Genomic DNA, 11,656 nt, shown 5'->3' on the forward strand with positions numbered 1-11,656 from the left:
ACCGCGCCGTCGGCTGGAGCACTCCCGACGACAAGAGCGGCTGATGGTCTTACCTGGCCATCCACAGGTCCGGCGCCATTGATCATCAATAATTCTGGCGTGTCGCGCGTGTCGCGCCGTTGCTTAGCGACTGCCAGCCATCGCTACATTGTCGACAAATACGCAACAGTTTCGAGCATCCGCTGGCCCGCGGCTCGCAGCTCCGGCACCGATGGCCCAGCCCGCAACACCTCACGCGATACCGCCGGTAACAGCTGCCCCGACGCCGCCCCACCCAGGCCGGCGAGTGCAGCAGCCTGCCCACCCTGCGCTCCCACCCCAGGCACCAGCACCGGGCCGCCCAGCGCGCTCAGCTCAGGTGGCTGGACAACCGTAGCGCCGACGACCACGCCCACAGATCCCGGCTCGGGCGCAGCGGCGGCATTGATCGCCGCTGCGTGGTCCACGATGAGCTGAGCCACGGTACGCCCGTCCGCGTCCGCGCGCTGTACCGTCGCACCCTCAGGGTTGGATGTTGCCGCCAGCACGAATACCCCTCGGTCATGTGACGCAGCAACCTCAAGCAGGGGTCGAAGCGAACCAAACCCCAGAAAGGGCGAGGCCGTCACCGCATCCGCCGCCAGCGGCGAGTCACCCGCCCAAGCAGCGGCATATGCAGCCATCGTCGACCCGATGTCGCCACGCTTTGCATCGGCCAACACCAGCACGCCCGACGACTGCAACGCGCCGATGGTGTTTTCGAGCACCGAAAGACCCGCAGCACCATATGCCTCGAAAAACGCGACCTGTGGCTTGACGACGGCAAAGTCGGCGTAGGCCGCCACGCAGATGTCACAGAACGCGGCAAGCCCCTCGGCTGTGGCCGGCAGTTCCCAGGCCCGCAGCAGTTCAGGGTGGGGATCGATGCCCAGGCATAGCGGTCCGCGACGCGACTTCGCGTCCATCAGACGGGCGCCGAACCCAGTCACCGATCGCTGCTTCGCAAACCGATCTTTCGGTGCAGCTCCTGCAATGAGCGCACCCCGATGGCACCGCGAATCCCCGCTTCGATGCCCTGTACGGCAGCCGAAGCGCCCTGCACCGTCGTCACACAGGGGATATTGGCCGCCACCGCAGCGGACCGGATCTCGTAGCCGTCGACACGCGGGCCTGAGTTGCCATAGGGCGTGTTGATCACCATGTCGACCGCACCGGCTCGGATCGCCTCGACTGCCGACACCTCGGGGCGACCAGGCTGCGGAGACTCGAAATGCTTGCGCACCTCTTGGCAAGGAATCCCGTTACGGCGCAGCATCTCTGCGGTTCCATCGGTCGCAAGGACGCGGAATCCCAGGTCAGCCAACCGTTTGACCGGAAACACCAGTGAGCGCTTGTCGCGGTTGGCGACCGACACGAACACCGCACCCTGAACCGGCAACGAACCGTAGGCGGCAGCTTGACTCTTGGCGAAAGCGCTACCGAAATCACGATCGATACCCATCACCTCACCGGTCGACTTCATCTCCGGGCCAAGCAGCGAATCGATAGCCGCACCGTCTGCGCGCCGGAACCGATGGAAAGGCAGCACCGCCTCCTTGACTGCGATCGGAGCATCTGGTGCCACATTGGCGCCGTCCCCAGAAGCCGCTAGCACGCCTTCCACGCGAAGCTGGGCAATGCTGGCACCCAACATGATCCGGGCACACGCCTTTGCCAGCGGGATCGCAGTGGCCTTCGAGACGAACGGCACGGTCCGGCTGGCTCGGGGGTTGGCTTCCAAGACGTAGAGCACGTCGTCCTTCAGGGCGTACTGCACATTGAGCAGCCCCACAACACCGATGCCCCGCGCAATGGCCTCAGTGGCCTGCCGCACTTTGTGAATGTCGGTGCGACCAAGCGTAACCGGCGGTAACGCACACGCGGAGTCACCGGAATGAATACCCGCCTCCTCGATGTGCTCCATAATCCCACCGATGTAGACCTCGGTGCCGTCGCACAAAGCGTCCACGTCTATCTCGACCGCGTCCTCAAGGAATCGGTCGACGAGCACGGGGTGCTCCGGGGATAGCTGCGTGGCGCGGGTGATGTAACCCTTCAACGTCTCCTCGTCGTAGACAATCTCCATGCCACGACCGCCCAGCACGTACGACGGCCTCACTAGAACCGGATAGCCGATCTCCCCCGCGATCCGACGAGCCTGAGCGAAAGTGGTTGCCGTGCCGTAGCGGGGGGCCGGCAATCCCGCGGCGCTCAGCAGGTCACCAAACGCGCCGCGATCCTCAGCCAGGTCGATGGCTTCAGGCGGAGTGCCAACGATGGGAACGCCCGCGTCAGCAAGCCGCTGGGCGAGCCCGAGCGGAGTCTGACCGCCGAGCTGCACGATGACACCTGCCACACCGGCGCCGGGTCCTGGTCGGCAACCGGACTCGCCCATCGCCGACCGCACTTCGGCGTGGAACACCTCCAGAACGTCTTCGAACGTCAACGGCTCGAAGTACAGCCGGTCTGCGGTGTCGTAGTCAGTCGATACCGTTTCGGGATTGCAATTAACCATTACGGTCTCAAAACCCGCATGCGACAACGTCGTTGCCGCATGCACACAGCTGTAATCGAATTCGATCCCCTGACCTATCCGGTTGGGCCCGGAGCCCAGGATCAGTACCTTCGGCTTCTCACTCTGCGGAGCCACCTCAGTCTCGGCGGCCGCATCGATTTCATAGCTGCTGTAGTGATACGGGGTCTTGGCCTCGAACTCCGCTGCGCAGGTATCCACCGTCTTGTACACCGGGTGGATACCCAGCCGCTGCCGCAGCGAACGTACACCGTCTTCCCCTGCCAGTTCCGGTCGCAGCGAGGCAACCTGGCGGTCCGACAGGCCGCTGTGCTTGGCACGCCGCAGCAAGTCTGCGTCAAGCACCGCAGCGTCGACCAATTCGGCACGCAGCACCACCAATTCGTTGATCTGCGCAACGAACCAGGGGTCAACGCCGGATGCGTGCGCCACTTCTTCGACCGAAGCACCCAGCCGCAGCGCCAGTTCGACGTCATAGAGCCGGCCTTCGGCCGGGACTCGCAGCCGGTCTAGCACCTCGCCGACCTCGCCGTCGGCATCTGGTGCGGTCCAGAACCCGGCACGACTGCTCTCCAGCGACCGCATGACTTTGCCCAGCGCCTCGACGAAATTGCGGCCTAACGACATTGCTTCACCGACGGATTTCATCGTCGTGGTAAGAGTTTCATCTGCACCGGGGAACTTCTCGAAGGCGAACCGGGGCGCTTTGACCACGATGTAATCCAGGGTCGGCTCGAAGCATGCCGGCGTTTCATTGGTGATGTCATTAACGATCTCGTCCAGGGAGTAGCCGATGGCGAGCTTCGCGGCGATCTTGGCTATCGGAAAGCCGGTGGCTTTGGACGCCAGGGCGCTCGACCTAGACACTCGCGGATTCATCTCGATGACGATCAACCGACCGTCTTTCGGGTCGATCGCGAACTGGATGTTGCACCCACCGGTATCCACGCCGACCTCACGCAGAATCTCGATGCCCAGGTTTCGCATCCGCTGATATTCCCGGTCGGTTAGCGTCATCGCCGGCGCCACCGTCACTGAGTCCCCGGTGTGCACGCCCATCGGATCGACGTTCTCAATCGAGCACACCACCACCACGTTGTCGTGGCCGTCGCGCATCAACTCGAGTTCAAATTCCTTCCAGCCGTATATCGATTCCTCGATCAACACATTGGCGCTCGGCGAAGCCGCCAATCCGGCACCGGCCATCCGTTCGACATCGTCAGCCGAATAGGCCATTCCAGAGCCCAGTCCACCCATGGTGAAGCTAGGCCGCACCACGACAGGAAGGCCGAGTTCAGCGACCGTTTCTCGAACCTCCTGCATGGTGAAGCACACTCGGCTACGGGCAGATTCACCGCCCACTTTGGTCACGATGTCTTTAAACCGCTGCCGGTCTTCGCCGCGTTGGATGGCCTCGAAATCAGCACCGATGAGTTCGACACCGTAACGTTGCAGCACCCCGTTGTCATGCAGCGCGACAGCGGTGTTGAGCGCGGTCTGCCCGCCCAGGGTGGCCAGCAGAGCATCGATCTTGTTACCGCACTCAGCTTGCTGGGCTATCACCCGCTCAACGAAAGCCGCTGTGATGGGCTCGATATAGGTGTTGTCGGCGTACTCCGGGTCGGTCATGATGGTGGCCGGATTGGAATTGACCAGGCTGACCTGCAATCCTTCAGCGCGAAGCACCCTGCAGGCCTGCGTACCGGAGTAATCGAATTCGCACGCCTGGCCGATAACGATCGGGCCGGACCCGATCACCAGCACGTGGTTCAAGTCGGTGCGGCGCGGCACTACCGGTCCTCCCCGTCCATCAGGTCGACGAATTGATCGAACAGATATTCCGCGTCGTGCGGACCGGCGGCGGCCTCCGGGTGGTACTGCACCGAAAATGCTTTTCCGTCAACAAGTCTGACTCCCTCGACCACGCCATCGTTGGCACAGGTATGACTGACGACTGCGGGGCCAAACGGCGTGTCGAACCGCAGACCTGCCTCCCCTTCCAGCGCGAAACCGTGATTCTGCGCGGTCACCGCGACTCGACCCGTGGCGTGGTCGACCACCGGGATGTTGATCCCGCGGTGGCCGAACACCATCTTGTAGGTCGACAACCCAAGCGCCCGGCCCAGGATCTGATTACCGAAACAAATGCCGAACAGCGGAATACCGGTGCCCAACACCTCCTGGGTAAGCGCCACCATGTGCTCGGCGGTAGCCGGGTCGCCAGGGCCATTGGACAAGAAAACACCGTCCGGCTTGATCTCGGTGATCTGGTCAATGGTCGATGCCGCGGGCAACACATAGCTACGGATTCCGCGCCGGGCGAAGTTCCGCGGCGTGTTTGTCTTGATTCCCAGATCCAAAGCCGCCACGGTAAACCGATGCGGCCCTTCGGGTTCAACGACGTATGTCTCAGGAGTGCTGACGTCACCGGCCAGATCTGCGCCGAGCATCGACTGCTGGGATCGCACCCGCTCCACCAGAACCTCCGGTTCTGCGTGCTCATCAAGTGCCGCCCCGGAGAAAACCCCTGCTTTCATCGACCCTCGGCTACGCAGGTGGCGCACTACGGCGCGGGTATCGATACCGGCTATCCCAACGATGTGCTGGCGGACCAATTCAGCTTCCAGCGTCCCGGTGGCGCGCCAGTTGGACACCCGAGGCGACGGATCCCGCACGGCGTACCCGGCTACCCAGATCTTGCCACCGCGACTCTCGGCATCTTCGTCGTTCCAGCCGGTGTTGCCGATCTGCGGTGCAGTGGCCACCACGATCTGACGGTGGTAGCTGGGATCGGTCAGCGTCTCCTGGTAGCCCGACATGCCGGTGCTGAACACCGCTTCCCCGAATGTCTGCCCGGTCTCGCCGAACGGCGTCCCAGTGAACACACGGCCGTCCTCGAGGACCAGCAGGGCTTTACTCACGAGGCTCCTTCTGTCGGGACTCCTGCCAGCCTTCCAGCCAGACGTTGTATTCGCCGTGATCGCCCGCGCGAAACCCGGTGTCAATCTGCACCCCGGACGGCAGCCGCCACCGGATCACCAATATCCCGTCGCCGACTGCCACCGCACCGGCTCCGCTACCCATCAGGCCACGCTCGGCGCGGACGGCCGTGATCGACTGACGCGGAATCCAAATCGAGCGAGCTCGAACGCGTTGCACCAAGATCCCCTCCTGGTAGCCGATCAATATCGCGCCAGTACGGTAGCCAAGGTCGCCGACCATGACCCGCTCGTTCCAGCTGGGCGCCAAGGTGCAGCCGACATAGCGGCCATGGGTAGCGATCACCGCTGAGCGCACCGTGCCAGGCAGGTTGGGCAGGTCGCCGACCAGTTCCGCCTGCCGCCTGGCGCGAAGCCGCCAGTCACGCAGCATCAGCTGTGTCACCACGGCGATCACCACAACCAGCACCGTCGCGAAGACCAGCGAACCGAACAGAGTTCCCGAGTTCATAGCGGGCTCTTCTGATCTCGCGCGGTGATCTTGCCGCGAAGCATCGTCGCGGTCACGCTGGCAGGCAGAGACATTGCCTCATACGGCGTATTGGCTGACCGGCTCGCCAGATCGGCCCCGGCGACCGTCCAGGTGGAATCGGGATCCACCACGGTCAGATTGGCCGGCTCCCCCACTTCCAACGGTCGGCCGTGATCGGGCAACCCGACGATGCGCGCCGGATTCTCACTCATCACCCGAGCTACATCTCGCCAGGTCAACATGCCCGGTACCACCATGGTCTGCACTACCACCGACAACGCGGTCTGCAAGCCCAGCATGCCGGGACGAGCGGCGGAAAACTCGACACACTTCTCGTGCTCGGCGTGCGGCGCGTGGTCCGTGGCCACACAGTCGATCACTCCATCGGCCAGGGCCTGGCGCAACGCCCGCACGTCAGCGGCTTCGCGCAGCGGTGGATTGACCCGATTCACCCCGTTGTAGCTGGTCAGTCTGCCGTCATCAAGAAGTAGATGATGAGGGGTGACTTCGGCGGTGATCGCAATACCTTGCCCCTTAGCCCATTTAAGAATCTCGACGGTTCCCGCGGTAGAAGCGTGGCAGATGTGCACCCGCGCACCTGCGTCCCGGGCCAGCAGGGCGTCGCGGGCAACAATCGATTCCTCGGCGGCACGGGGCCATCCGGAAAGTCCCAACATGGCGGCGGTACGCCCCTCGTGCGCGACTGCCCCAGCGGTCAGCCTCGGCTCCTCAGCGTGCTGAGCGATCAGCACGCCCAGACCGCTGGCGTATTCCAGAGCGCGACGCATCACCAACGGGTCGTGCACGCAATTGCCATCGTCGGAGAACATCCGAACCTGCGCGGCGCCGGCGGCCATCATCCCCATCTCAGTGAGCTCAGTTCCGGCCAGCCCGGCAGTAACCGCCCCGACGGGGTGCACGTCGACTAGGCCGACCTGTTGACCGCGGTGCCATACGTGGTCGCAAACCACCGGACTGTCCGCCACCGGAGTGGTATTGGCCATCGCGAACACCGCCGTGTAGCCACCAAGAGCCGCTGCTGCCGAACCTGTTTCGATATCCTCGGCATATTCGCGCCCCGGCTCGCGTAGGTGTGTGTGCAGATCCACCAGGCCCGGCAGCAACACCTGACCGGCAGCATCGATAACGTCGACGTCCTTATCCAGACCTGGCACCGTCGCAGCGAGTCCCGGACCGATATCGGCGATCTGACCTTCGTAGCCGGCACTGTCGACCAGTACGTCGACCCGCTCACCCTCGCCATACAATCGGACGCCGCGAAGCAGCACACTCATGCCGCACCCTCTTCAGTAGCGGGCTCAGTACCCACCAACACATGAAACAACACAGCCATCCGCACATGCACTCCATTAGAAACCTGTTGCAACACAGCCGATTGCGATGAGTCCGCCACCGAGGATGCGATCTCCATGCCCCGCAACATCGGCCCCGGGTGCAACACCACTGCATGGCCGGGGAGCATCGCCTGACGTCGGTCAGACATCCCGTACAGAGCCGAATACTCGCGTACCGAAGGGAAGAAGCCGCCATTCATCCGCTCAGCCTGCACCCGCAACATCAACACGGCGTCGGCAGCCGACAACTCAGCGTCGAAGTCGTTGGACACCGAGGCCGGCCAACCAGCCACCCCGACCGGCAACAATGTCGGCGGCGCTACCAGCACCACCTCAGCGCCAAGTGTGTCGAGCAACATGACATTGGAACGGGCCACCCGGCTGTGCAAGATGTCGCCGACGATGACAATGCGCCGGCCTTCGATTCCGCCTAGCCGTTGCCGGATAGTCAACGCGTCCAGCAGCGCCTGAGTCGGGTGCTCATGGGTGCCGTCCCCGGCGTTTATCACTGACGGGCCAGCTGCCTGGTCAGACATAGCCTCACCTGTGAGTGCCGTCCAATCGGCGAGCAAATGCGCCGCCCCAGACGCGGGATGCCGGATAATCAGCGCATCGGCGCCGGCCGCGCGTAGCGTCAGCGCGGTATCGCGCAACGACTCCCCCTTGCCCACCGACGATCCGGTGGCGCTGACGTTGATGACATCGGCGCTCATCCATTTACCAGCAACTTCGAACGACACCCGGGTGCGGGTCGAGTTCTCGTAAAACATTGTGACCACGGTGCGACCGCGCAGCGTCGGAAGTTTCTTGATTTCGCGCCCCACCAGCGCCTGAGCGAACCGGTCGGCATCATCGAGGATCGCCGTGGCCTCCTCGCGGCTCAAGTCACCAGCTGCCAGCAGATGTCGGCTCATTCGGCCCCCGCCCAGGACAGAAACACACCGTCTCGACCATCGGATTCCCTGAGCTGAACGCGCACGCTCTCGCTGCGCGAGGTCGGCACATTCTTGCCGACGTAGTCAGCGCGCAGCGGCAGCTCGCGATGGCCACGGTCGACCAGCACCGCCAGTTGCACGGCCCGCGGCCGGCCCACGTCGCGCAGCGCGTCCAAGGCCGCGCGCACCGAACGCCCGGAATACAGAACGTCGTCGACCAGGATCACCAACGCGTCGTCTACACCGCCGGGCGGGATCGCCGTCGCCTCAAGCGGTCGCGGCGGCTGCATCATCAAGTCGTCGCGATACAGCGTAATGTCCAACGCGCCCCAGCCAATCTCGACACCGCTGTAGTCGGCGATATTCGTTGCCAGGCGCTCGGCCAGGATCACACCACGAGTCGGGATACCCAGCAGCAACACTTGGGGCGCGTCGGGAGCATCCAACGCAGTTTTTTCGATGATCTGGTGCGCAATGCGGGACACCGTGCGACCGACATCGGCTGCGGTCATCAATTCCCGGGATCCCCGGCCGGACGCGGCATCACCGGCTGCACCCATGAGGACCCAGACCTCCTTCTCCGCCTCTCCGGACGGATCGTTAAAGGATGTCGACTGCTCGGCAGCGTAACACTGTCAACCACCTCCAACGACGCGGGGCGCGCAGTAGCGCCAGTCAGGCCGGGCAGTCGAGTTATACGCTGGCGAGAATGGCAGACTCGAACCCCTCAGCGAAATCCACCGGTTCTCGCGCCGAGGTACCACACATCGATTTCGACGCGCTCTACCGCGGCGAGAGTCCTGGCGAAGGCCTCCCACCGGTGTCGACGCCGCCCTGGGACATCAAGGCACCCAAAGAGAGTGTCATCACCTGGCACACCCGAGGATGGATCAGCGGTGCCGTTCTCGATATCGGCTGCGGGCTCGGCGACAATGCGATCTACCTGGCCAGGAAAGGACACCAGGTCACCGGCTTGGATATTTCGCCTGCCGCGTTGATCACCGCAGAACAACGGAGGAAGGACGCTGGGGTCGCCGTGACTTTCGCCGTAGCCGACGCCACCACACTCGACGGATACACCGACACGTTCGACACTGTGATCGACATCGCCATGTTCCATTGCCTCGACGACGCAGCCAAGCGGAGCTACGCCACCGCCGTGCACCGCGCCACCAAATCGGGCGCGAGCCTGTTGCTCAGCTGTTTTTCCGACGCTAATCCCCCCAGCCAAGACTGGCCACGCCCCTCGGTGTCGGAACGTGTGCTGCGCGACGTCCTCGACGACGCGGGGTGGGATGTCGTGTCGCTGGAGCCGGCCACAGTGCGTCGCGAAGTAGACAGTGCCGAAATCGAAATGGCGTTTTGGTATGTCCGCGCGCGACGCCGCTAGTCGGCCTCCATCGGTCGTCGACCGTTCCGGACACCCTCAGGAGCTCACGTGATCGCGGCTTCGGCAACCATGGTGAGCTCAGGCGCACCGATCTTGCAAAGCTAGCTCGTCAGTGGCTGCCAGTCCGCGAGAACCCGCTGTTGCTAACCTAAGGCCGGTGAATCTCGACGGCAATCAGGCGTCCATCCGCGAGGTATGCGATGCCGGCCTGCTCTCTGGTGCGGTGACGATGGTGTGGCAGCACGGACAAGTGCTGCAAATCAATGAGATCGGGTACCGCGACGTCGAGGCTGGGCTGCCTATGCAGCGGGACACGCTGTTTCGCATCGCGTCGATGACCAAGCCAGTCACCGTGGCTGCGGCCATGAGCCTGGTCGACGAGGGCAAGCTGGCGCTAAACGAGCCGATCGCGCGTTGGGCACCGGAGCTTGCCGCCCCTCAAGTGCTGGACGACCCGGACGGCCCATTGGACCGGACCCATCCTGCCAAAAGGGCCATTCTGATCGAGGATCTACTGACCCACACCAGCGGCTTGGCGTATGGGTTTTCGGTATCCGGTCCCCTCTCCCGGGCATACATGCGGCTGCCATTCGACCACGGATCTGATACCTGGATGGCCGAACTGGCCGCGCTCCCGCTGGTGCATCAGCCCGGCGACCGTGTGACGTACAGCCACGCGATCGACGTGTTGGGGATCATTTTGTCGCGCATCGACGACAAACCGCTTTACCAGGTCCTCGACGAGCGGGTGTTGGGTCCGGTGGGAATGACCAACACCGGCTTCTTCGTATCAGCGCGAGCTCGGCAGCGCGCCGCGACCATGTACCGTCTCGACCAGCAGGGCCAGTTGCGGCACGACGTGATGGGTCCACCACATGTCACACCGCCGGCATTCTGCAACGCCGGCGGCGGGCTGTGGTCGACCGCCGACGATTACCTGCGGTTCGTGCGAATGCTGCTGGGCGGCGGGACCATCGACGGTGCTCAAGTGTTGTCGCCTGACGCAACGCGCCTTATGCGCACCGACCGACTAACTGACCAGCATCGACAGCACAACTTCCTCGGAGCGCCATTTTGGGTCGGACGCGGCTTCGGGTTGAATCTGTCGGTGGTGACCGACCCAGCGAAGTCCGCACCGCTTTTCGGGCCGGGTGGCCTCGGAACGTTCAGCTGGCCCGGCGCGTACGGCACATGGTGGCAGGCCGACCCCGCGGCGGATCTCGTCCTGTTGTATCTCATTCAGCATTGCCCAGACCTGTCCGTAGACGCAGCCGCTGCTGTCGCGGGTAACCCGCCACTGGCGAAACTCAGGACGGCACAACCAAAGTTCGTCCACCGCACCTACCGTGCGCTGGGCCTTTAGCGGCAGGACAAGACGATGGCCACGTACTTCCCTGACCACATGGCCGGGCCGCGACTGTTGCTGCGACCGCCCACAATCCACGACGCGGACGCGCTATTCGAACGAGTCGCCCGGGACCCCGAAGTGACGCGATACCTGTTGTGGTCACCGCATCTGGACGTTTCGCAGACACGACGGGTGATCACCGAGCGGATCAATCGCAGCGAAGATGACCGGACCTGGGCGATCGCGCTACGCAACGCCGACCGCGTCATCGGCCTGACCAGCTGTCGACGCCACGCACGTCATTCGGTCGAGGTCGGCTACTGCATCGGCCGGCAATGGTGGGGCGAAGGATTTATGTCCGAAGCGCTCGCGGCGCAGTTGGACGCACTGGCCGCGGACCCCAGCGTGTACCGCGTCTGGGCCACATGCAGTGTCGACAACGTACGGTCGGAAACGCTGCTCGAGCGAGCCGGGTTCGTCTTGGAAGGCCGGCTCGCTCGACACGCCGTATACCCCACCATGGGGCCCCAACCGCGCGACAGCTTGCTCTACGCAAGGATCCTTCGGTGACGCGCAACGATCGAGCGTCGCGTGTGATACCGCCAA

The 11,656-nt window shown here is 63.8% G+C and carries 10 protein-coding genes; 3 read left to right on the top strand and 7 right to left on the bottom strand.

Annotation, left to right across the window (positions count from 1 at the left end; all coding sequences use genetic code 11):
* Positions 1–143 precede the first annotated feature (143 nt).
* From pyrF to pyrR, 7 genes are read right to left on the bottom strand one after another with little or no spacing between them, the layout of a single operon-like run.
* Positions 144–968 (bottom strand): orotidine-5'-phosphate decarboxylase, encoded by an 825-nt coding sequence (gene pyrF / locus ACO07W_RS01830; RefSeq protein ID WP_421840270.1) that lies wholly within the window; start codon positions 966–968, stop codon positions 144–146.
* Entirely contained in the window at positions 965–4,342 is a 3,378-nt protein-coding gene (gene carB / locus ACO07W_RS01835) for a carbamoyl-phosphate synthase large subunit (protein WP_421840271.1), read from the bottom strand. Before carB ends, pyrF begins: the two co-directional genes overlap by 4 nt.
* Positions 4,342–5,472, bottom strand: coding sequence for a glutamine-hydrolyzing carbamoyl-phosphate synthase small subunit (carA, locus tag ACO07W_RS01840; RefSeq protein ID WP_421840272.1), 1,131 nt, complete (start codon positions 5,470–5,472; stop codon positions 4,342–4,344). The genes carB and carA overlap by 1 nt, the downstream gene beginning before the upstream one ends.
* Positions 5,465–6,001: a transporter gene (locus ACO07W_RS01845; RefSeq protein WP_421840273.1), complete on the bottom strand. Its 537-nt coding sequence runs from the start codon at positions 5,999–6,001 to the stop codon at positions 5,465–5,467. Before ACO07W_RS01845 ends, carA begins: the two co-directional genes overlap by 8 nt.
* On the bottom strand, positions 5,998–7,317 hold the full coding sequence (locus tag ACO07W_RS01850; protein WP_421840274.1) for a dihydroorotase: 1,320 nt from the start codon (positions 7,315–7,317) through the stop codon (positions 5,998–6,000). The genes ACO07W_RS01845 and ACO07W_RS01850 overlap by 4 nt, the downstream gene beginning before the upstream one ends.
* Positions 7,314–8,291 carry an aspartate carbamoyltransferase catalytic subunit gene (locus ACO07W_RS01855; protein ID WP_421840275.1) on the bottom strand — a complete coding sequence of 326 codons (978 nt, stop codon included), beginning with the start codon at positions 8,289–8,291 and terminating at the stop codon, positions 7,314–7,316. The genes ACO07W_RS01850 and ACO07W_RS01855 overlap by 4 nt, the downstream gene beginning before the upstream one ends.
* Positions 8,288–8,872 (bottom strand): bifunctional pyr operon transcriptional regulator/uracil phosphoribosyltransferase PyrR, encoded by a 585-nt coding sequence (gene pyrR, locus ACO07W_RS01860; RefSeq protein ID WP_421840276.1) that lies wholly within the window; start codon positions 8,870–8,872, stop codon positions 8,288–8,290. Before pyrR ends, ACO07W_RS01855 begins: the two co-directional genes overlap by 4 nt.
* A 149-nt stretch (positions 8,873–9,021) precedes the next feature.
* On the opposite strand from pyrR, the gene ACO07W_RS01865 reads away from it, so the two are divergent.
* From ACO07W_RS01865 to ACO07W_RS01875, 3 genes are all read left to right on the top strand, one after another.
* Complete coding sequence (locus tag ACO07W_RS01865; protein ID WP_421840277.1) at positions 9,022–9,702, top strand: class I SAM-dependent methyltransferase; 681 nt, start codon at positions 9,022–9,024, stop codon at positions 9,700–9,702.
* 157 nt (positions 9,703–9,859) lie between these two features.
* Positions 9,860–11,065, top strand: coding sequence for a serine hydrolase domain-containing protein (locus ACO07W_RS01870; protein ID WP_421840278.1), 1,206 nt, complete (start codon positions 9,860–9,862; stop codon positions 11,063–11,065).
* 15 nt (positions 11,066–11,080) lie between these two features.
* The gene (locus tag ACO07W_RS01875; protein WP_421840279.1) at positions 11,081–11,620 is read left to right on the top strand and encodes a GNAT family N-acetyltransferase; all 540 of its coding nucleotides are present in this window, start codon (positions 11,081–11,083) and stop codon (positions 11,618–11,620) included.
* Positions 11,621–11,656: the final 36 nt, after the last annotated feature.

This window comes from Mycobacterium sp., assembly GCF_965230835.1.
GTDB lineage: Bacteria > Actinomycetota > Actinomycetes > Mycobacteriales > Mycobacteriaceae > Mycobacterium.